Raw genomic sequence first — 22,233 nt, 5'->3', positions numbered from 1 at the left:
CGTGTTACGGACAGAAGAACTCCTGTTGAACGTTGGTCCTCAGCATCCTAGTACGCACGGGGTTTTCCGCGTGATCGTGAAGCTTGATGGAGAAGTTATTAGAGAAGCAATACCCGTGATGGGTTATCTACATAGAGGAACAGAGAAATTAGCTGAGAACCTTAGCTATACACAAATTATTCCTTACACGGACCGCATGGATTACGTATCGGCGATGACAACCAACTACGTGCTTGTGAATGCCGTAGAGAAAATGATGCAGCTTGAAGTGCCAGAACGAGCGGAGTTCCTTCGCTTAATCGTGATGGAGCTTCAACGTATCGCCTCACACATGGTGTGGTGGGGTACTTATTTGCTGGACATCGGTGCGATGAGCCCGTTCTTATATGCGTTCCGTGATCGGGAAATTATCATTGATCTGTTCAATGAATTATGCGGAGCTCGTCTAACTTACAACTACATGCGTGTAGGCGGGGTGAAGTGGGATGCTCCAGAAGGTTGGATCGATAAGGTTAAAAAATTTATTCCTTATATGTACGGTAAATTGGAAGAGTATCACACTTTAGTAACGGGGAATGAGATTTTTCTGTCCCGTATCAAGGGTGTAGGCAAGTATGATGCTGATACAGCCATTGCGTATGGCCTTAGCGGCGCTAACTTAAGATGTACGGGTGTAGATTGGGATATCCGCAAAACGCAGCCGTACAGCCTATACAGCCGCTTCCAGTTCGACGTACCTGTTCGCAGCGGCGGTGACTGCTATGATCGTTACTTGCTTCGGATGGAGGAAGTTAAGCAATCGCTTCGTATCCTGGAGCAAGCTGTGGAGCAGTTTCCTGAGCAAGGCGAAACCATGGGCAAGGTACCTAGAGTCATTCGTCCTCCAGAAGGGGAAGTGTATTCGGCTATCGAGTCTCCGCGTGGGGAAATTGGCTGCTATATTATTTCCAGGGGCAAAGCAGAGCCTTTCCGTCTGAAATTCCGCAGACCTTCCTTTGTGAATCTGCAAATTTTGCCCAAGCTGCTTGTCGGTGAGTCGATGACCAACTTGATAACGATTCTAGGCGGCATCGATATTGTCGTTGGGGAGGTGGATGCCTAATGGTGAATTTATTGGAGGAGAGTCTAACTTGGACGAACTTCTTCGTTTTCCTGTTCTGGGGCATCGTTATGCTGATGCTGGTCCTAGGCTTCGTAACCTATGCGATCTATTTCGAGCGTAAAGTTATCGGTTGGATGCAGATGCGGATCGGACCGAACCGAACGGGGCCTTTTGGGCTTCTGCAAAGTGTTGCGGACGTCTTCAAGCTTCTAATCAAAGAGGATACGATTCCTAAAAAAGCAGAGCGCGAGCTATTCATTCTGGCGCCTATCATCACGTTTATCCCTTCGTTCACGATTATTGCGACGATTCCATTTTCGGATCGGTTGTTTAATGCGAATTTGAATGTTGGTCTGCTCTTTTATGTAGCCCTAACGGGGATTTCTACGATTGGTATCATCCTCGGCGGTTGGGCATCGAATAACAAATATGCGCTGCTAGGCGGTATGCGTTCCGCGGCTCAAATGATTAGTTATGAGGTACCGCTCGTCATCTCCGTTATTGGTGTCATCATGATGACAGGCAGTTTAAATCTACATACAATCGTTGATCATCAAACAGGCGGTTTCTGGCATTGGAATTTCATTCCCCAGATTCTAGGCTTTATCATTTTCGTTATAGCCGGGGTCTCGGAGCTCAATCGAACGCCGTTTGACTTACCGGAAGCGGAGTCTGAGCTTGTTGCTGGTTACCATGTGGAATACAGTGGTTTCCGCTTCGCTTTTTTCATGCTATCAGAGTATGTTTACGTGTTCGTCATTGCTTCCCTTACGAGCTTGATTTTCCTGGGCGGATGGCACTCGCCGTTCCCATTCCTTGATTTCATTCCGGGTATTATCTGGTTCCTGCTGAAATTCTCTTCTGTTGTGTTCTTCCTATTCTGGCTGCGCGCGACGCTGCCTCGGGTACGGGTAGACCAACTGATGGGATTCGGCTGGAAAGTGCTGCTTCCACTAGCACTGGTCAATATGCTGATTACGGCGATCGTAATGACCATCATGTAGCAACTATAAAGCAAGCTTACGATGCAAGTTTCCTACGGAAACTCTAAGCCCACGCTTACGAAGCCAGTTTTGCTAAAGCAAAACTCTTAGGAGGGAAACGAATGAAGGGCATAATGAAAGGTTTAGGCGTAACGTTTAAAAGTATGACACAGAAAAAAATAACGTACGCATACCCTGACGTCCCGATTAAAATGCCGGACCGCTTTCGCGGTATTCAATATTTTGATCCAGAGAAATGCATAGTCTGTAATCAATGTGCGCGCGTTTGCCCGACAGAGTGTATTACTTTAACGGGTAAAGCGAATCCAGACCCTGAGAAAAAAGGGAAGGTTATCGATACGTACGATATTAACTTCGAAATTTGTATCCTGTGCGATCTCTGCACCGAGGTATGTCCGACGGAAGCGATCGTCATGACGAACAATTTTGAGCTGAGTACCTACAGTCGTGATGATCTGTTCAAAAATATGCAGTGGTTAAGCGAGAACACGCAAAATATCCGTCAAGAGAACAACTCAGCCTTGCCAAAAGGGGGGGCCAAAAAAGATGTTTAGCGGAATTGGTGATTTCTTATCCAACGGTTCAAGCTGGGCTTTCTTCGTCTTCGCTCTACTTGCAATTGGCGGAGCCATCTTCATGATTTCATTTACCAAAGTCGTTCATATGGTCATTGCCGTTGCCCTTACCTTTATTAGTTTGGCGGGGTTGTATGTCATTCTGGAGGCTGAGTTTGTAGCATTCGTGCAGGTGTTGATTTATGCCGGTGCGATCTCCATTCTGATGATCTTTGGAATCATGATGACGAAGCACAGACAAGGGGAAGAAGAAGAGCCTAAGCGTCCTTGGCATGAAGGCCTAGCGATTATTGGTGCTTTGGGATTGTTCGGAGTATTATTTTATGCCATTCAAAAAACGACCTTCGTCGCTTCAGGTACTCTGGATGCTGGCAAGGATAACACACTAGAAATCGGAAAACTGCTCTATAACGAGTACGTTATTCCTTTCGAAATCATGTCGGTGCTGCTGACGGTAGCCTTTATCGGTGCCATCGTGGTCGCGAAGAGAGAGGAGGATTAGCTGTGGGCAATATTATTACTCCCTATCTCACGCTGGCGGCAATCCTGTTCTGCATCGGCTTATACGGTGCGTTAACGAAGAAGAACGGGGTTATCGTCCTGCTTTCGATTGAGCTAATGCTGAATGCGGTGAACTTGAATTTGATTGCCTTTTCGAAGCTTGGTGATCATCCTGCTCTAACCGGGCAAATATTCTCGCTTTTCAACATCACCATAGCAGCTGCTGAGGCGGCTGTCGGGATCGCGATTCTCATTACCATTTACAGAAATAAAGGGACAGTAGAAGTTACGGATTTGGATTCTATGAAGCGCTAGGAGGCTAACAAGGATATGGTATCGGACTATTCACAGTACGCCTGGCTCATTCCGTTGTTTCCGCTGCTTGCTTTTCTAGCGCTTACGGCTATGGGACGTCAATTAAAAGATCTAGGTATTTACATCAGTATTTTCGCCATGCTGGCATCATTTATCGTGGCTTTGCTGATTTTCGTTGAACGAATTGGCGGTAAAGTGGAAGATTACACGTGGAATAAGCTGAATTGGCTGCAAGTGGGCGATTTCACGCTGAATATGGGCTTTGAGGTTAACAATTTGAACGCCTTGATGCTCGTGATTGTAACACTGGTGTCTTTGCTGGTGAATATTTATTCCAAAGGTTATATGAAAGGCGACGAGCGAATTCATGTGTTTTTTGGCTATATCGCTTTGTTCTCCTTCTCCATGCTTGGCCTTGTCATCTCAGAAAATATGCTGGAGCTGTTCATCTTCTGGGAGCTTGTAGGGGTATGTTCCTTCCTGCTCGTCGGATTCTGGTACTTTAAGCCAGAGGCGAAGGCTGCTGCGAAAAAGGCATTCATCGTTACCCGTATCGGTGACGTGGGCCTCTTTATTGCTATTCTGCTGCTTTACTGGTACATGCCAGGGCATGCGCTTGATTTCACATCTATTCATAATGCTTTTACAACGGGTAAAATCGACCCAACGATCATCACATGGATTGCTATTCTGATCTTCATCGGGGCGATGGGTAAGTCTGGTCAATTCCCGCTGCACACGTGGCTGCCAGATGCCATGGAAGGTCCAACGCCGATAAGTGCGCTAATCCACGCAGCAACGATGGTTGCCGCTGGGGTGTACCTCGTTGCGCGTACCTTTGACATTTTCCACGCATCGCCGGATGCTTTGCTTGTTGTTGCCTATGTGGGTGGTTTCACAGCGATCTTTGCGGCCACAATTGGTATTGCTCAGAACGATATCAAACGCATTCTCGCCTACTCGACGGTGAGTCAACTTGGCTATATGATGATGGCGCTGGGGATAGGTGTCTCCTATACGTCAGGAATGTTTCATTTGTTCACGCACGCCTTCTTCAAAGCGCTGCTCTTCTTGGGCGCAGGCAGTGTGATTCACGCTGTTCATACGCAAGACATTAACGAAATGGGCGGCTTATCCCGCAAAATGAAAATCACAACCTTGACATTCGCGATAGGCACGCTGGCACTCTCAGGTATTTTCCCTTTCGCAGGGTTCTGGTCGAAAGATATGATATTGACAGAAGCATACGAGCATAATCAGCTTTTATTCTGGGTCGGTGTCATTGCTGCCTTCTTCACAGCGTTCTATATGTCACGTCTATTCTTCCTCGTGTTTATGGGCTCGCCTAGAGGCAAAGCAAAGACTATTGATGATGGTCACGATGATCATGGACATGCAGCACATACCGCTCATGAACCCCATGAATCTCCGGCAACGATGACGACACCTCTGATTGTACTTGCAGTGCTTGCTATTGTTGCAGGCTTTGTGAATACGCCGTTTAACGAATGGCTCAGTCAGTGGTTGACAGGACATGAACATGATGAGAAGGCCAATTGGACCGTCATTATTTTGTCCACACTAGCTGGTGTGCTTGGTATTGGTCTCGGTTATCTCATTTATCTCAAACGTTCCATTCCGCGCGATGTGGTTTCCGGTAAAATGCCGTGGCTGTATACGCTGCTGAATCGCAAATATTTCATTGATGAAATCTACGACGGTGTCATTGTAAAACCGCTTCGCGGTTTAGGCTGGATACTCGAACTGATTGATGTGTATATCGTTGACGGTATTGTGCGTTTGGTTGCCTTCACTGTGGTCGGACTAGGTCGTCTAGGCTCGCGTCTCCAAAATGGTCAACTACAAACCTATGGTGTCATCATGATTTTGGGGATGCTGATTTTGGTACTCGCCATCGCAGGAAGGAGGTTCATCCATGCTGGCTAGTATACCCATCCTAAGTATGATCGCCTTCTCGCCTCTGCTTGGCGTTCTGGTCTTGCTCTTCATCCGTGGTGACCAAGGCCGTTTGATTAAAACAATTGGTATTGTCACGACACTGATCCCGCTTATTTTGGCGGCGTGGTTGTATAGTGATTACAATTATCAGGGTGATCCGATTCAGTATAAAGAACAGCTCGACTGGATCAAAGTTCCGCTTAATCACGAGGGAATTCAGCAAATTACTTCGTATTTCTTCGAGTTTAAGTATTCGTTGGCGGTTGACGGCATTTCCTTGCCGCTCGTGTTTCTAACCGCTCTTGTATCGTCAATGGCTGCTTTAGCTTCGGTGTATATTAAGAAACGCTGGAAAACGTATTACATTCTATTCTTGCTGCTTGAAACCGGCATGTTCGGAGTTTTCTTATCACAGGATCTATTCTTGTTCTTCTTGTTCTTCGAAATTACGCTCGTACCGATGTTCTTCTTAATTGGTATTTGGGGGTATATGAATCGGGAGCAAGCTGCCAATCGCTTCCTGCTTTACAATGGACTTGGCTCGGCGATCATGCTGATCGCGTTCTTAATTCTCGTCAGTACGGCTGGATTCAACCAGGTGCCTTCGCAGACAGAAGCTGTCATTTACTATAGCGGCGACATCCATACGATTGCACATAATTTGCTGCAAGATCCCGCCGCTTATGTAAATCAAGAAGGAACACCGTTCTTCCTTAGCAGGGCCATGAAGTGGACCGTGTTCATTATGCTGCTGGTCGCCTTCGGCATTAAGCTGCCGATCTTCCCGTTCCATACGTGGATGCTCAAAGTACATACAGAGGCTCCGCCTGCTGTTGTTATGATTCACTCCGGGATTTTGCTGAAAATGGGGGCCTACGGCCTCATCCGATTCGGTATTCTGTTCTTCCCGGGGGAAGCCAAGCAGATGGCGTGGATGCTGGCGCTCCTCGGCGTCATTAACATCGTGTACGGCGCGATTCTCGCCATGGTACAAAAGGATTTCAAGCTCGTGTTGGCCTACTCGAGTATTAGCCACATGGGCATCGTCCTTCTCGGTCTCGCCGCGTTTAACGTATCGGGCCTGCAGGGCGCTGTGTTCCAACTGATCTCACACGGCCTCATCTCGGCCCTGATGTTCTTGCTCGTAGGCAGCATCTACGAGCGAACCCAAACGACGCAGCTCGACCAACTAGGCGGTCTCGCGTCGTCCATACCTTTTATCAGCGGCATTCTGCTGGTCGCTGGTATGGCATCGCTCGGATTGCCGGGCTTATCCGGCTTCGTCAGTGAGTTCCTCGCGTTTCTCGGACTCTTTGAAACGCACCGAGTGTACGCGATAGTCGGTACACTCGGGATCATTCTCACCGCGGTTTACGTGCTGCGCGGGGTGCTGAATATCACGTTCGGCCCTAAACAGCCGAATCTGCAGCTGCAAGGCATGCGCGACGCCAGATTAATCGAGGCGGTGCCGATGATTACATTGGTGGCGTTCATTCTCTTGCTCGGTGTATACCCAAGCGTGCTGAGTCAGCCGCTTCAGCAAACGATAGGCAGCTTGGATCAATTGATCCACAGCGTAGCCGGGAAGATAGGAGGTTAGACCGGTGGAACAGATAAGACTCCATGTCGCTGATTTAGTGCATCTGCTCCCTGAGCTTTCGCTGGTTGCCACCGCGATCATCCTATCTCTCTTGGATTTGGTCCTCCCAAACAGGCTTAGTCGCTCCATCATTGGATGGCTGACGTTGGTTGGCATCGCTATTTCTGCGGTATTCGTTATTCTACAGTTGAATCCAGAAGAGGCTATTGGGCTGCTCAATAATAGCTACAGAGTTGATGATTTCTCGAATCTGCTCAAATTGTTCACTTTATTAGGTACTGGCTTCATTGTCTTGATGAGCTTAGGCTTCATCAAAGAAGAGGCCATTCCACATGTCGGGGAGTATTACTACTTCTATCTGCCCGCCGCGCTCGGTGCCATGATTATGTCATCCTCGGGTGACCTTATCACGCTGTATGTTGGGTTGGAGCTGTTGAGTATTACTTCTTACTTGCTTGTGGCTATGAAGAAGAAAGATAACAAATCTAACGAGGGTGCCTTCAAGTACTTGGTCATGGGCGGTATTTCATCTGCGATCATCTTGTATGGCATGTCCTTCTTATACGGGATGGTCGGTTCCAGCAATTTATCGCAGATTGGTGCTGCGCTTCCATCACTCGTAACTGCTTACGAGCCGCTGCTTTATGTAGCATTCTTCATGCTGTTAGCTGGCTTCGGCTTCAAAATCGCCGCTGCTCCGTTCCACAGCTGGGCACCGGATGTGTACCAAGGCGCACCGACGCCAGTGACGGCATTTTTGGCTGTCGTGTCCAAAGGTGCTGGCTTCGCCATCCTATTCCGCGTATTCTACGTGTTGTTTGGGTTTAGCAGCTTTGAAGACAGCAGTTTTCAATCGGATGTGTTCCTGGCCATATCGGTGATGGCTGCCATCGCGATGGTAACCGGTAATTTCATTGCACTGAAGCAAACAAATATGAAAAGGCTTTTGGCCTACTCAGGAATTGCCAATGCAGGTTACTTACTCGTTCCGATCGGAACTTACTTTTCCGGTACCCATTACGCGAACTTCTCTGAATTTATTTTCTATCTGATCGCGTACTTGTTTATGAATATCGGAGCTTTCGCTGTGCTGATGATTATTGAGCAGGCAGAAGGCCATACCGAAGCGAAGGGTTTCGCTGGCCTCTATTACAGGGCCCCTATAACAGCCGTAGCCATGGTACTCATCGTGCTTTCATTGGCCGGTATTCCTTTATCTGGCGGGTTTTTCGGGAAGCTCTACATCATCCTGGGAACGATGCAGACCCAACACTATTGGTTAGGGTCACTGATGATCGCTACTAGCGTTGTATCCTTCTACTACTATTTCAGCATCGTACGCCAAATGTTTATGCGCAGCGATTACGAGCCTGCCGAGATTAAGGTATCGATTCCGTTAGGGATAACGGTTTGGTTATGTGCTCTCATCAGCGTGGCGTTGGGCGTTGTTCCACACGTTGTACTGAAAGGTATTGAAGCCATTTTCAGTTTGACGAAGGATTTTCTGATTATGTAAATGTATGATTAAGCCTTTCCCTGCTTAAAAAGCGGGGGAAGGCTTTTTTTTTGGATTTAAATGAATCGGCTGATTACAGATGAATGAGACATTTGGCACTTTTGCAGCAAATAATTCCATAGGCTTCACGGTCTGTCATTTCGATGTACAATATACAGGAGAATGATTGACCACCGTCCCGTACCTACGTACAAAAATATTTTTCTCAAAGATCTGAACTTTTTGCGACGAAAAACCGTTATATGTATCGAGAAGACGGGTAATGTGGTATAGATAGAGAAGGAAAAAAGATCATACAAGAAAAAGGACCTGTGAATTCATGAAACGTACTCGACACCTTTGGCTCATCGTACTGATGATGCTTGTTGTGGAACTTACAGGGATGATAACTAAAGTAGAAGCAGCCTACCCGGTGTCGACGGATCCTATGAGGGTGAAACAAACCTATCTGGACATGATTCACATCGATCAAGCATGGGCTGCAGCAGGAGATTCCCGGACGCCCATCGTAGTAGCGGTCGTCGATACGGGCGTTGATCTTGTACATCCTGATTTAGTAGGTAATTTAGTAGATGGCGTGAACCTGCTTCAGCCTTCGAAAAAGCCTCAAGATGATAATGGACATGGAACGAACGTAGCAGGTATCATTGCGGCCACGTTCAATAACGATAAAGGGATTGCAGGCATAGCCCCTAATGCCAAGATTATGCCAATCAAAGCGTTAGAGGCCGACGGAACAGGCGGCGAAGCGAAGCTTGGTGAAGGCATCAAGTACGCAGTGGATCACGGCGCGAAAATCGTAGTGCTTTCCCTAGGGCTGAACAAATACTCCGATTATATGGCAGGCATTGTGCAGTATGCAGAGGATCGTAATGTACTGCTCGTTGCCGCTGTTGGCAATGAAAGTACAAGTGTGAAATACCCTGCGGCCTATCCAACTGTTCTAGCTGTAGGGGGCGTTAACTCAGAAAGGCTTGCTGACCCTCGTTCGAACTTTGGGCCGGAGCTGGATCTTGTGGCGCCCTGGGATGTATACACAACAGCACTCGGGGGCGGCTATCAGTATCAAGATGGAAGCTCCATGTCTGCACCACAGGTTGCCGCAGCAGCAGCTTTGGTAAGGGGCAAGTACCCGAGCATGAACGTGTATCAAGTTCGCGCGCAGCTCGAGCAGACGGCAGAAGACTTGGCGTCAGGGGGCTGGGATTCCAAAACGGGCTATGGCTTGTTAAGAGTGGATTTGGCACTTACGAAGCCGTACGTTGAGGATTACTTTGAGCCTAACGAAAATATGAATCAGGCTGCCAAATTGCCGGTTCATACGGCTGTTAAAGCTGTAATTAGCTCGGCACAAGACCAAGATTGGTACGCTATTGATGCGCCCTATGATGGGTTTATTAAATTATGGTTGAACAGTGCAGATAGCTCGGGTGTCCGAGTGCGATTTGATTCCGGAGAAACGTTTATCGCGAGTAGTACCTCGGACGGAAGTCAGCCTTTCATGGTCTCTGTGACCAAAGGGCGCACGTACGTGCAGCTGCAGACGGTGGATCGTTCCCGCAAGACAGCTTTAAATTACTCGATGCGAACGGATTTTGCTATTTATAAGGATCCATTTGAGGATAATGATAAGCAGTATAAAGCATTCGTTTTACCTGACCGGAGTCAATCTATCCGTGGTACTTTTCATCAAAAAGGAGATCTGGATTGGTTTGCAATACCCTTAGAACACTCAGGTGCAATGCGCGTAAGGCTATCCGTAGATACAGGGCGCATAGATCCAATGATCCTTTTTCAGAAAGAAGGGGAGAAGTCGATTACGATTGACCAAGCCGGTGACGGAGGTCTCGAAGTCAGCTCGCAAATGGATTTGCTTCCAGGTCATTATTACATTCGTATTAGCAATGTGAAGGATTACTCGGAGCCGATTACGGGTGAGTACACGCTAGAAATTGAATACACGCCAAAGCTGATCGATCCGAATGAGCCGAATGATAAATCGTACCAAGCTACTTTTGCTGCGATGAATTCCGTGTATGAGGGTGTATTTAGCAAAAACGATGACTTTGATTGGTTCGAATTCCGCATGAGCAAAGACAGCTTAGCTCAAGTGCGTTTAACGAACATTCCGACATCTCGCATTTTGTATGCAACCTTATATGATAGTTCTTTGAAGGAACAAGGTTTTTATAGAAATGATTATGGCTCTGACCAATTTTTTATCGAGAAAACCCTACCCGCAGGCACCTATTACATTAAACTTCAAGCCAATCAATGGTTTATGAGTCAAATGTATCGATTTAAAGTAGACAGTTACACCTTGGTGAGTGGATTTGTCGATATTGAGGGGCACTGGGCACAGGACGCCATTAGCCAGCTTACAGAGCAAGGTGTGATTAGCGGTTATGGGAACTATCGTTTTGCTCCAAATCAGCCCATTACACGTGCGGAGGCAGCAACGGTATTGACGCGAGCTTTGAAGCTGTCTAAGCGTCAGGAGCTGAGTTTCAGCGATATGGATGCTTCGCATTGGGCTTACGATTACGTAGCCAAAGCGGTTCAAGCGAATATTGTGGACGGCTACCCAGGCGGAACATTCGGGCCTGACCGTACGCTTACACGTATGGAGATGACACAGATGCTTGCACGCAGCATGAATATGACAGGGAAAAAACGGGGCAACTCACCTTTTAGCGATGTGAACGATACGTATTGGGGTGTGGGGATCCTGAAGCAAATGTCGGCGGATGGTTGGATAAGCGGCTATTCGGACGGCACCTTCCGGCCTGATGAGCAAGCAACACGAGCTGAATTCGTAACACTGCTCGCTAAAGTAATCAATCGGTAAACCCGAAGAGGAGTGACTTATGGCAGATACAGACAAATGGAATGAAGCGGCGAAATATGCTTCGATGATGAATATGGTGGATATTGCTGTCTACATCATGTGTATTGGCCTATCGTGGTGGGCGCTGCAAGCGTTCCGCTTCGATGTCCTGCTCAAAAGGCCTAAGGCCGCACAAGCGATTATGCTGCAAATTTTGCTTTCTATTGCACTCGGACATCTGGTCGCGAGCTTTTTCATCCAATATTTAGGCCTGTCCATGGGCTTTGGTAAGATGTTTTAATCACATTTTTCGAATAATGCGCAAGTTTGTTGTCAACAATGGATAATAGAACGGAATGAAAAACGAAACCTTATCCGAACTCTATGTAGGGCTGTTGGAATACCAAAAGAACACAGTTGTAACTGTAAGGGTTGAAATGATAAACTTAGGAAATGTGCAAAACCATGTAATTTAAAATAAGTGCGCGGAGGGACCATGATGAGCAAAATTATCGTCCGCGGTGGCCGAAAGTTAGCTGGCAATGTGAAAATCAACGGAGCAAAGAATGCGGTTCTACCGATTATTGCAGCTTCCATTCTGGGTTCGGAAGGTGAAAGCGTCATCCATGATGCGCCTCCCCTTGACGATGTACTAGTCATTAATAAAGTATTGCAAAGCTTAGGTATTGAAGTGGAATATAACCGTCAGGTTATTCGAGTTCGTGCTCACAACATTAACACATGTGAAGCATCTTATGATCTAGTCCGTAAAATGAGAGCCTCTTTCCTCGTGATGGGTCCTTTGTTAGCAAGGCTTGGTCAAGCGAGAATTTCGCTCCCTGGCGGCTGTGCGATTGGCACTAGGCCAATTGATCAGCATCTCAAAGGCTTTGAAGCAATGGGTGCCGATATTGAACTGGGTCAAGGGTATATCGAAGCTAAAGTGAAAGGGCGCCTGAAGGGTGCCAAGATTTATCTCGATGTAGCCAGTGTAGGAGCAACTGAGAACATCATGATGGCAGCTACGCTCGCTGAAGGCACAACCATCATTGAGAATGCTGCTAAAGAGCCGGAAATTGTCGATTTGGCGAATTACTTGAATGCCATGGGCGCAACGATTCGCGGGGCAGGAACAGGTGTTATTCGCATAGAAGGCGTAGAGAAACTTCGTGGGGTTGTACATACGGTTATTCCGGATCGCGTAGAAGCGGGTACATATATGATTGCCGCAGCTATTACTGGTAGTGAACTGTATATGGAGGGCGCTATTGGCGACCATCTCCGACCTGTTATTTCTAAAATGCAAGAAATGGGCGTTATCATCGAAGAAGATGAGAACGGTATTCGTGTCAGCGCTTCGGGGCCGCTTCGCGCGGTTGATGTGAAGACGCTGCCGTATCCGGGCTTCCCAACCGATATGCAGTCGCAAATGATGGCGCTGCTGATGGTGGCAGACGGCACGAGTCTCGTGACTGAGACCGTGTTCGAGAATCGGTTCATGCATGTCGAGGAATTCTCGAACATGAACGCTCATATCAAAGTCGATGGCCGTACAGCTATCGTGAGTGGTAATGCCAAGCTGCAGGGTGCGAAAGTATGCGCAACAGACCTGCGTGCAGGGGCGGCGCTTATTCTAGCGGCGTTAGCTGCAGAAGGTGAAACCGAGATTACAGGCGTTCACCATATTGATCGCGGCTATGTTGATATTACCGACGTACTGCGTGAGCTAGGTGCCGATATTTACAGATCGGTGCCGCAAGAAGTGGAGCAGGAAGCTGCGGAGTTGGGTTTTTTCAACATCCAGCCGACGCTTGCTTAGGATTGGTTTGAAGAGCCATTGGGGGGAACTCCGATGGTTCTTTTTTGTTGTAGAAATTACAACATGGTAATTACTATATCATGGCTACTTTACGAAGCTGCTGAACGCCGAATGCTCTAGCATCGCATTTTACCAGATAGTCCCTTGTTCTATTCTAGCAATCCCTCTCATAAGCTAAGTCATATCAACTACGTGCTAGTAAACGCGCTTATGGAGGCTGCTTAGATGATGTTCAAGAAGAAACGCGTGCTGGGCAAAGGGGTCATCCTTTGGATGGCTGTTTGCCTATCTTCCATGCTATGTGTGACTATTATTGTTCCAGGATTGCTAGTTAAGAAGATTCCGGATGGCAGCGCGATACCTCCCATCCAAATTGCGAAAAACGGACTGACCAAGGAAACAATCAACGAACAAGGCCTAATGATACCCGTGTATCTGACCAAGAAAGCAATAATTGAGACGGTACCGCTGGAACAGTATGTGAAAGGTGTGCTTGCCGCCGAAATGCCAGTTGAATTCGAACTGGAGGCGCTCAAAGCGCAGGCTATGGCGGCTAGGACTTATGTCGTGCGTAGAGTGCTAGAGAAGGATTACAGCAACATGCCGGTTAGCGATGCACTTGTGACTGACACAATTGCGCATCAAGCTTATCTCACGGAACAAGAGCTAAGAGACAGATGGGACAAGCGTTACGAGACGAATATGGCCAAAATCGATAGAGCCGTGAACGAAACGAAAGATCTAATCCTCACTTATGAGCATAAACCTATCAACGCCACCTTTTTCTCGACAAGTAATGGATACACCGAAAACTCGGAAGATTACTGGCCGTTCAAGAGTCCCTACCTGCGCAGTGTGCCAAGCCCCTGGGATATAAAGCTATCTTCTCGCTATCAAGAAACCGTTGATTTTAGTTACAAGAGTATGCTTCAGAAGCTAGGCGTTACGAGTATAGCAACAACAGGTACGAGCACCAAAAATATGAAAGTGCTGGCGTGGTCGGCCGGCCACCGGATTAAAACCATAACTATTGGCGGTAAAATATTTTCAGGTCGTGAAGTACGAGAGAAGCTAGGACTAGCATCCTCTCAATTTACGTGGAAATGGTCAGGCTCCAAAATCACGATTACCACCTACGGATATGGCCACGGTGTTGGCTTAAGTCAATGGGGCGCCAATGGTATGGCGAAGGAAGGTAAAACCGCGGAGCAAATCGCAACCTACTATTACACAGGCATCTCTATCGAAAAAGCGACACCTTTTATCCGAAAATCGTAATTCTTTAACGTTTCTATAAAAATATCTTTTTTCAAGTATAAAACCTTTAAATGTGTCAAGAATGGTTGATGAGGTGATAACCATGAATGATCAAAACAAAGGTTTTCAAAACGAAGAAGCTCCTAAAACTGCACAAGGAGCGCAAAGTACGACATCCACATGGAAGAGGTTGCTTGCTAAGAAGTGGGTATTCCCAGCAACGTATATGGCAGCAGCAGCAATTATCTTAACCTTAATGTGGGTGTACCAGGACGCCGGGACGAAGACAGTCAGCCAAGAAGATCTGGGCATTAAGGTTAGCAGCGACAAAGCGACAGACACTACCAAAGCACCGGACGGGGCGGTCGCGGTCAACGCACAAACCGAAACGATTCAGTGGCCTGTTAAAGACAGAACACTGGTTGATGTCTCCATCCCCTTCTATGACACGAATGCAACGAATGAAGTGAAGCAGACGGCAATGATCCAATATAACGATCAATTGACGCCGCATACTGCTATTGACTTGAAAGCCAAAGATGGCGCTGCCTTCGAAGTATTAGCTGCTCTGAGTGGCAAGGTGACAGCGGTTGAACAGAATCCGGTTGTTGGCAGTCTCGTTGAAATTACGCACAGCAATGGTTTGATCAGTGTTTACCAAAGCTTGTCCGAGGTGAAAGTAGCCAAAGGCGCTGAAGTGAAAAAAGGCGACATCATCGCAAAAGCAGGACGCAACGAGTTCGAGAAAGAGGAAGGCGTGCATCTGCACTTTGAAGTCCGCCAAGTTAGCGATAATGCAGCGATTAATCCAGAAACACTTTTAAACGCTAAGCAGTAATCAGTTTCGAGGCATAGGCGACCGCCTACATAGAAATAAGGGCAGCGGGTACATCCTGCTGCTTTTTTGCATGCATATAAGGAGTAGTTTTTACTTTGCTTCGCTTCACTTTTACCAAAAATGCTTGTCCGAAGGACGCCAGAAACGATTATTCTTGATTATTTTGAAAATAAATATGGGAAATGGGCTTGTCAGGCTTGGCTACGTAGAATATCTAGGCATGCCCCTCATATACTTTACCAAACTATCTCGAGTAGGGAGGCGAGGGGAGTGCACGATTACATCAAAGAGCGAACCATTAAGATTGGTACCTGTATCGTCGAGACCAAGAATACGGTTCGCACCATTGCGAAGGAATTCGGCGTTTCCAAAAGCACGGTGCACAAGGATTTGACGGAAAGACTACCGGAAATCAACCCGGACCTGGCCAATCAGGTGAAGCACATTCTGGAGTATCACAAATCCATCAGGCACCTTAGGGGAGGAGAAGCGACGAAAATTAAGTACCGAAAAACTCGAAATCCGAAGCTTTCCGAAAACCTGGTCACGGTCAAGTCCTAAAAGTACCCTTCATCCCGATAGGTTTCCTTCATACTTCCCGTGTCGAAATTTCACACAAAAAGAGGAATTAATGCATTTATAGCGAATTTAGCTTATAATTAGAACTATATACAAGAGCGCCGATTCTTCACGGGATGGACGGTAGGTTTAGGGAGGATTAACTAGAAATGTTAAGCAAGGATATTGGAATAGATCTCGGCACGGCAAATGTGCTTATTCATGTAAAAGGACGCGGTGTCGTGCTCGATGAGCCTTCCGTAGTAGCGATTGAAAGCGATACGAAACGCGTGCTGGCTGTTGGAGAAGAAGCTTTCCGCATGGTGGGTAGAACTCCAGGCAACATTATCGCGATTCGTCCATTGAAAGATGGCGTTATAGCGGACTTTGATATTACGGAAATGATGTTGAAGCATTTTATCGCAAAAGTAGGGGGCAAGAATTGGTATTCTCATCCGAGAATACTGATCTGCGCCCCTACCAACATCACCTCGGTTGAGCAGAAGGCGATTCGCGAAGCAGCTGAGCGCAGCGGTGCCCGAGAGGTATTCATGGAAGAAGAACCGAAGGCAGCAGCAATTGGTGCCGGCATGGACATCTTCCAGCCTAGCGGCAATATGGTTGTAGATATCGGCGGAGGGACGACGGATGTGGCTGTGTTATCCATGGGTGACATCGTCACCTCCTCCTCCATTAAGATTGCAGGCGACAAATTCGATATTGCGATCACGAAATATATCAAAAATAAGTACAAGCTGCTGATTGGTGAACGGACGAGCGAAGATATTAAGCTGAAAATCGGAACGGTATATCCACACGGTAGAGATCAAGAGATGGATATTCGCGGTAGAGATATGGTATCCGGTTTACCACTTACAATCACGATTCACTCCAGTGAAGTTCAGGAAGCGCTGTGGGATCCAGTATCCTCCATCGTGACTGCGGCGAAGAGTGTATTGGAGCGAACACCTCCAGAGCTATCGGCAGACATTATTGACCGCGGTGTTATTTTGACAGGTGGCGGAGCTTTGCTGCATGGGCTCGACCAACTGCTGGCGGACGAACTGAAAGTACCTGTATTAATTGCGGAAGATCCGATGTCCTGTGTCGTTAAAGGAACAGGTATTATGCTCGATAACTTAGATAAGGTTACCAAACGTAAATTTTAATTAGACATACTACCCAAGAGGTGAAGAGATGTTAAGAGGACTGTATACCGCGGCGGCAGGCATGATCTCCGAACAGCGCAGACACGACACCATTACGAATAATATTGCCAACATTAATTCCCCAGGATTTAAACAAGGCAATGCTTTGTCTCGATCGTTCCCGGAGATGCTGATATCGACGATTCGCGGTGGACAAGGTGCCTCGACAGCTCCCCTTGGGAGGATGAGTTTAGGTGTATTCTCCGAGGAGAGTATCTCCATTCATGCGCAGGGCGATTTGCAGGAAACGCAAAACCCCTTCGATTTTGCCCTTGTTTCGAACATACAAGTGCCTGGTATGACCTTTGATGCTTCAGGTAAGTTCGTGAGTCCGGACGGAGAACGCACGTTCCAGCCGCAGGCACTGTTTACGGTGTTGAACGCGGATGGTGAGCAGCGGTATTCCTTGAACGGAAAGTTCACCGTTGATACTGCAGGCCAGCTAGTTAATGCCAACGGGAACCTTGTGCTAGGCCGAGATGGACAACCCTTGCTGTTGATTGATGGAGCGGGTCAGCCGATTCACTCCTTCAAGGTGACAGACAAGGGTGAGTTCCTTGATGGGAATGGTCTTCCGCTTCTGGGGCCGACTGGCCAACCCGTAGGATTGATGCTCTCGCGTGCAGAGAATCCGAATCTATTGCTGCGTGAAGGTAACGGGCTGCTGCGCATTAATCCAGGCGACGAAGCGACTGTAACCCAGGTTGCTGTAGGTGACCAAGTAGAGGTTCGTCAAGGCTTCATAGAACGCTCTAATGTTGACTCCGCGCAATCGATGGTCGATATGATGTCAGCGCTTCGTGCTTATGAAGCCAACCAAAAAGTCATCCAATCTTATGATAAAAGTATGGAAAAAGCCGCGAATGAAGTTGGGCGCGTCTAATCTAGCTTGCGAAGGAGCAGGACCATGAACAACTCCATGATTAACTCATCGGTATCCATGCATAGCTTACAGCAAAAGCTGGATATTCTCTCCAATAACATTGCGAATGTGAATACGAACGGTTTTAAGAAGAAGGAAGCTTCCTTCGAGGACGTTCTGACTAACGTCAAGACGCAGCCAGAAGGATTCCGTCAGCAAGGCCGGTTCTCACCACTTGGTTTTAACCAAGGGTGGGGCTCGAAGTTAGTTCAAATCCAGACGAATTTGTCTCAAGGACCTATTCAGCCCACGGGTGAAGTGACGGATTTTGCGATTCAAGGGGACGGGCTGTTTGAAGTATCCATCAGTAAGGCAGATGAGAACGGCAACCCCGTGTTCCAGCCAGCGTGGACTCGTAATGGTGCTTTCAGTTTAAGTCCGGATGCGACTGGCGGAACCGTGCTTACAACCAAAGAAGGTCACTTCATTACTGGCGTGGATGGCAACCCGATTCGTATACCTGCTGGTTTTCGACCTGTCGTTGAACCGAACGGTACGATCAAAGGATACAATGAGCAGGATCCAAGTGCAGCACCCATTAATTTGGGACAGATCAAGCTAGTTCGCGTTGTACGTCCACAACTGCTCCAAGACGTTGGAGATAACCTTTATGCGATTCCTAATGGCATAACGGCTGCGGAGAAGGCGAATATCTTACAAGATGTGAACCCCTTGGTTGATAACCCGGCAAACCGTGTTAGCCTTATGCAGGGTTTTCTGGAGCAATCCAATGTTACTCTTGCGGATGAAATGACAGATCTGGTGATCGTGCAAAGAGCGCTTCAACTCAATTCCCGAGCTATTACATCCTCGGATCAGATGATGAATATCGCTAATAATTTGCGCGCCTGATCTTAGAAAGGGAGGGATAGGGCTCGATGTCAGACAAGCCTGCTCCACCAAAGAAGAAACCAAGGCCGAAATGGCTTCATATTATATGGCTTATTTTCAAAATCATTCGTATTCCAGTGCTATGCGTGCTGGCTGTTTTTATCGGCCTATGGATAGGCTATACCAAGCTTGGTCATCAGCCAGCGGGGGAAATCTTTCATATGAGTACTTGGCGGCATTTATACGATCTGGTATTTGCGAATTAACTCTAACTCCCGCATGGGAGTTTTATTTTTGTGTAAGCAGCGGTATAATGAATGAAGGTTAAATGTACCAGATATCGGATACTAACGCGCAGGAGGGGTACTTTGAATATACCGAACATGCTCACCATCAGCAGGTTTGTTCTAATCCCTGTGTACCTCGTGATTTTTTTTAATGGCCATATCCAAGTTGCCTTTTTTATTTTACTGGCAGCCGGACTTACGGATATCCTAGATGGCTATATCGCAAGAACGCGCGGGCTTATCACACCAGTTGGTGTCATGCTGGATCCACTCGCGGATAAGAGCATGATGATTGCAGTGATCCTATCTCTGCTCATCTCAGAGTTGATTCCTTGGCAGGCAGCTGCGGCGATGTTCATTCGTGATTTAGGTATGATTATGGGCTCTGCTTTCTTTCACTTTAGGGGCAAATTAACGGTTCCCGCCAATGTGATGGGAAAGTTAACGACGGTTCTGTACTATTTTGCTATCCTCTTCATCGTTTTTCATTTAACATTTGCCATTACCTATTTGTGGTTTGTAATCGGGGTCTCATTCCTAACTTCCTTCATTTATATTATTCAGTTCCTTGTATTAAATCGAGGAGCCAAATTGAAATAATATATACTACGTGAGAAAACCTTTATCGAGGCCATTCAAAGATGAGCGACCGCTTTTAGAGGTAGGTTTTATCGCCAATAAGCAAGCGGTTTTCGGGAACCGAAAACTTATACTATCTTATGTGGAAAAAAGAGCTTATGTATAAGTCTGTAACACAGCCCTGTACATAAGCTCCCCTATATGAACCTTCATTTCTGCAGTTAATGAAGGGACATCCCTATTGTAAGTGATTACCTTGTATTTTATACAAGCATTTTGAAAGGAGTTTTTAACCCGCTATGCTAGATATTAATCAGATTCAAGAGATCATTCCTCATCGCCCTCCCTTCTTGCTTGTTGACCGTATTTTGGAGGTCGAAGAAGGTGTTAGAGCTGTAGGTATAAAGAATGTTACGATCAATGAACCGTTCTTCGCAGGACACTTTCCTGGCTATCCGGTTATGCCCGGTGTGCTGATTGTGGAAGCTTTGGCACAAGTAGGTGCTGTGGCTGTTCTGTCGATGCCTGAATACAAAGGTAAAATTGGTTTATTTGCGGGTGCGGATGGTATTCGTTGGCGCCAACAGGTCGTACCTGGTGATACACTTACTTTAGAGATGACGATTACGCGTGTAAAAGGAACCATTGTCAAAGGCCAAGCTGTGGCTAAGGTAGGCGACAAAGTGGTAGTCGAAGGCGAGCTTATGTTCGCCCTTGCTAATAAATAACCCATAGATAAAAAGGAGATGAACCTGACTACTATGACGCGTGTACAAACAGAGTATCAATTATGGTTAGAGGATCCAGCAGTGGATGCCGAAACGAAGAAAGAACTGCGTGCTATTCGGGAAGATGAAAGAGAAATTGAGGATCGCTTTTATAGAGACCTTGAATTTGGCACAGGAGGACTTCGCGGCGTGATTGGCGCTGGAACGAATCGAATCAACGTGTATACCGTTGGACGCGCAAGCCAAGGCTTGGCACAATATGTGAATGGAACAGGCGCTACAAGTCCTTCCATTGTTCTAGCTTATGATTCACGTCATATGTCGCCCGAGTTCGCTTTAGAATCTGCTCTCGTGTTCGCAGGGAATGGAATCAAGGCTTATCTCTTTAAAACGCTGCACGCGACACCACAGCTATCCTTTGCAGTGAGATACTTAGGTGCGTCCGCAGGGGTTGTCGTTACAGCTAGTCACAACCCACCTGAATATAATGGATATAAAGTATATGGAGCAGACGGGGGACAACTCGTTCCTGAGTTTGCGGAGCAAGTCATTGCACAGGTACAGAGCATCGATTCCTTCAACAAGGTCAAGAAAATAACCCAGCAAGAAGCGGAAGCGCAAGGGCTGCTTTCTTGGTTAGGTGAAGAGGTCGATCAAGCGTACATCGAGGCCGTAACTGCGATTAGCCAAAATCCAGATGTGATTAAGCAGATCGAAGGCGATTTCCGCATCATCTTCACTCCTTTACATGGAGCGGGTAATGTGCCGGTACGCGAAGTGCTGAAAGCAGTTGGCTTCGGACAAGTACGTGTTGTAGCCGAGCAAGAGCTGCCGGATGCACAGTTCTCGACTGTTAAGTCTCCGAATCCGGAGGAGCGGGAAGCTTTTACACTCGCAATTGCACAAGCGAAAGACTGGGATGCCGATATCATCATCGGAACCGACCCTGATGCCGATCGCATGGGAGCAGTTGTGAAGGATCCGAACGGCGAGTATGTCGTTTTGTCAGGTAATCAGTCTGGTGCCATCATTGTAAATTATTTATTATCAAGCTTGAAAGAGCGTGGAACACTGCCTGCGAACGGCGTTGTCGTCAAAACGATCGTTACAAGCGAAATGGGCGCAGTTATCGCCAATCATTACGGTGTTCCTACATTAAATACATTAACCGGCTTTAAGTATATCGGGGAGAAAATGTCCCAGTTCGAACAAAACGGTGAATATACGTTCTTATTCGGATATGAAGAAAGCTATGGCTACTTGGCCGGGGACTATGCCCGAGATAAGGATGCAGTTATTGCAGCGATGCTGATTGCTGAAGCTGCAGCTTATTATAAGAAGCAAGGCAAGACTTTATATGAAGTCCTTCAAGAACTGTACGAATCCTTTGGTTACTTTTTGGAAAAGCTTGAATCAAGGACGCTGAAAGGGAAAGACGGCGTAGAACAAATAGGGCGCATCATGGAAGCTTGGAGAACGAATCCGCCAACGGAGATCAGTGGCACTCGTGTAAGCCAAGTGGAAGATTACGCAGAGGGCATAAATGGCCTTCCACGTGAAAATGTGCTGAAATTTAAGCTGGATGATGGTTCATGGTTCTGCTTGCGTCCTTCTGGAACGGAACCGAAAATCAAGTTTTATTTTGCAGTACAAGGATCTACAGGTCCAGCAGCCGCACAGCAGCTGGATGGCATCATTCAATATGTGCTTAACCGTGTAGACGGATAATGAAATAGGAAAACTGAACCTCTTCAGAACCTAAGTCAGGGATAGGTCGTCTAATGAATAGATGGAAATTAAATCCGCA

Annotated in this window: 21 protein-coding genes; all 21 read left to right on the top strand. The window is 47.0% G+C overall.

Annotation, left to right across the window (positions count from 1 at the left end; genetic code table 11):
* Position 1 precedes the first annotated feature (1 nt).
* The 21 genes from QFZ80_RS33585 to QFZ80_RS33485 all read left to right on the top strand — a co-directional run bounded on the left by QFZ80_RS33585 (position 2) and on the right by QFZ80_RS33485 (position 22,154).
* The gene (locus tag QFZ80_RS33585; RefSeq protein ID WP_307551089.1) at positions 2 to 1,102 is read left to right on the top strand and encodes an NADH-quinone oxidoreductase subunit D; all 1,101 of its coding nucleotides are present in this window, start codon (positions 2 to 4) and stop codon (positions 1,100 to 1,102) included.
* Positions 1,102 to 2,106 (top strand): NADH-quinone oxidoreductase subunit NuoH, encoded by a 1,005-nt coding sequence (nuoH, locus tag QFZ80_RS33580; protein WP_307551091.1) that lies wholly within the window; start codon positions 1,102 to 1,104, stop codon positions 2,104 to 2,106. The genes QFZ80_RS33585 and nuoH overlap by 1 nt, the downstream gene beginning before the upstream one ends.
* Before the next feature lie 101 nt (positions 2,107 to 2,207).
* Positions 2,208 to 2,660, top strand: a complete 453-nt coding sequence (gene nuoI, locus QFZ80_RS33575; protein ID WP_029195651.1) for an NADH-quinone oxidoreductase subunit NuoI — start codon at positions 2,208 to 2,210, stop codon at positions 2,658 to 2,660.
* Positions 2,653 to 3,183, top strand: a complete 531-nt coding sequence (locus QFZ80_RS33570; protein ID WP_307551093.1) for an NADH-quinone oxidoreductase subunit J — start codon at positions 2,653 to 2,655, stop codon at positions 3,181 to 3,183. The genes nuoI and QFZ80_RS33570 overlap by 8 nt, the downstream gene beginning before the upstream one ends.
* A 2-nt stretch (positions 3,184 to 3,185) precedes the next feature.
* The gene (nuoK, locus tag QFZ80_RS33565) at positions 3,186 to 3,497 is read left to right on the top strand and encodes an NADH-quinone oxidoreductase subunit NuoK (protein WP_029195649.1); all 312 of its coding nucleotides are present in this window, start codon (positions 3,186 to 3,188) and stop codon (positions 3,495 to 3,497) included.
* Positions 3,498 to 3,512: 15 nt separating this feature from the next.
* Positions 3,513 to 5,444, top strand: coding sequence for an NADH-quinone oxidoreductase subunit L (gene nuoL / locus QFZ80_RS33560; RefSeq protein WP_307551095.1), 1,932 nt, complete (start codon positions 3,513 to 3,515; stop codon positions 5,442 to 5,444).
* Positions 5,434 to 7,056 carry a complex I subunit 4 family protein gene (locus QFZ80_RS33555; RefSeq protein ID WP_307551097.1) on the top strand — a complete coding sequence of 541 codons (1,623 nt, stop codon included), beginning with the start codon at positions 5,434 to 5,436 and terminating at the stop codon, positions 7,054 to 7,056. Before nuoL ends, QFZ80_RS33555 begins: the two co-directional genes overlap by 11 nt.
* A 4-nt stretch (positions 7,057 to 7,060) precedes the next feature.
* A complete protein-coding gene (locus QFZ80_RS33550; RefSeq protein ID WP_307551099.1) occupies positions 7,061 to 8,572 on the top strand; it encodes an NADH-quinone oxidoreductase subunit N in 1,512 nt (503 codons plus the stop codon).
* A 319-nt stretch (positions 8,573 to 8,891) separates the two neighbouring features.
* A complete protein-coding gene (locus QFZ80_RS33545; protein ID WP_307563065.1) occupies positions 8,892 to 11,420 on the top strand; it encodes a S8 family peptidase in 2,529 nt (842 codons plus the stop codon).
* 19 nt (positions 11,421 to 11,439) lie between these two features.
* The gene (locus QFZ80_RS33540) at positions 11,440 to 11,700 is read left to right on the top strand and encodes a DUF1146 family protein (protein ID WP_246321231.1); all 261 of its coding nucleotides are present in this window, start codon (positions 11,440 to 11,442) and stop codon (positions 11,698 to 11,700) included.
* A 198-nt stretch (positions 11,701 to 11,898) separates the two neighbouring features.
* A complete protein-coding gene (murA, locus tag QFZ80_RS33535; RefSeq protein WP_307555856.1) occupies positions 11,899 to 13,218 on the top strand; it encodes a UDP-N-acetylglucosamine 1-carboxyvinyltransferase in 1,320 nt (439 codons plus the stop codon).
* A 225-nt stretch (positions 13,219 to 13,443) separates the two neighbouring features.
* Positions 13,444 to 14,496: a stage II sporulation protein D gene (gene spoIID / locus QFZ80_RS33530; protein WP_307563063.1), complete on the top strand. Its 1,053-nt coding sequence runs from the start codon at positions 13,444 to 13,446 to the stop codon at positions 14,494 to 14,496.
* 82 nt (positions 14,497 to 14,578) lie between these two features.
* The gene (locus QFZ80_RS33525) at positions 14,579 to 15,313 is read left to right on the top strand and encodes a M23 family metallopeptidase (protein WP_307551104.1); all 735 of its coding nucleotides are present in this window, start codon (positions 14,579 to 14,581) and stop codon (positions 15,311 to 15,313) included.
* Between the two features lie 270 nt (positions 15,314 to 15,583).
* Complete coding sequence (spoIIID, locus tag QFZ80_RS33520) at positions 15,584 to 15,874, top strand: sporulation transcriptional regulator SpoIIID (RefSeq protein ID WP_047682268.1); 291 nt, start codon at positions 15,584 to 15,586, stop codon at positions 15,872 to 15,874.
* Positions 15,875 to 16,041: 167 nt separating this feature from the next.
* The gene (mreB, locus tag QFZ80_RS33515) at positions 16,042 to 17,040 is read left to right on the top strand and encodes a rod shape-determining protein (RefSeq protein ID WP_029195639.1); all 999 of its coding nucleotides are present in this window, start codon (positions 16,042 to 16,044) and stop codon (positions 17,038 to 17,040) included.
* 28 nt (positions 17,041 to 17,068) lie between these two features.
* On the top strand, positions 17,069 to 17,962 hold the full coding sequence (locus tag QFZ80_RS33510) for a flagellar hook-basal body protein (RefSeq protein WP_307563061.1): 894 nt from the start codon (positions 17,069 to 17,071) through the stop codon (positions 17,960 to 17,962).
* A gap of 24 nt (positions 17,963 to 17,986) precedes the next feature.
* Positions 17,987 to 18,853 (top strand): flagellar hook-basal body protein, encoded by an 867-nt coding sequence (locus QFZ80_RS33505; RefSeq protein ID WP_307563059.1) that lies wholly within the window; start codon positions 17,987 to 17,989, stop codon positions 18,851 to 18,853.
* A gap of 26 nt (positions 18,854 to 18,879) precedes the next feature.
* Positions 18,880 to 19,098 carry a DNA-directed RNA polymerase subunit beta gene (locus QFZ80_RS33500; protein ID WP_307551109.1) on the top strand — a complete coding sequence of 73 codons (219 nt, stop codon included), beginning with the start codon at positions 18,880 to 18,882 and terminating at the stop codon, positions 19,096 to 19,098.
* Between the two features lie 102 nt (positions 19,099 to 19,200).
* Positions 19,201 to 19,719 (top strand): CDP-alcohol phosphatidyltransferase family protein, encoded by a 519-nt coding sequence (locus QFZ80_RS33495; protein ID WP_307551111.1) that lies wholly within the window; start codon positions 19,201 to 19,203, stop codon positions 19,717 to 19,719.
* 278 nt (positions 19,720 to 19,997) lie between these two features.
* On the top strand, positions 19,998 to 20,426 hold the full coding sequence (gene fabZ / locus QFZ80_RS33490) for a 3-hydroxyacyl-ACP dehydratase FabZ (protein ID WP_029195635.1): 429 nt from the start codon (positions 19,998 to 20,000) through the stop codon (positions 20,424 to 20,426).
* Positions 20,427 to 20,450: 24 nt separating this feature from the next.
* Positions 20,451 to 22,154: a phospho-sugar mutase gene (locus tag QFZ80_RS33485; protein WP_373460448.1), complete on the top strand. Its 1,704-nt coding sequence runs from the start codon at positions 20,451 to 20,453 to the stop codon at positions 22,152 to 22,154.
* Positions 22,155 to 22,233: the final 79 nt, after the last annotated feature.

Source organism: Paenibacillus sp. V4I7 (genome assembly GCF_030817275.1).
In the GTDB taxonomy this organism is placed as follows: Bacteria; Bacillota; Bacilli; order Paenibacillales; family NBRC-103111; genus Paenibacillus_E.
Note: the sequence above shows the minus strand (reverse complement) of the source record. Positions and strands in the feature narration are given on the sequence as shown.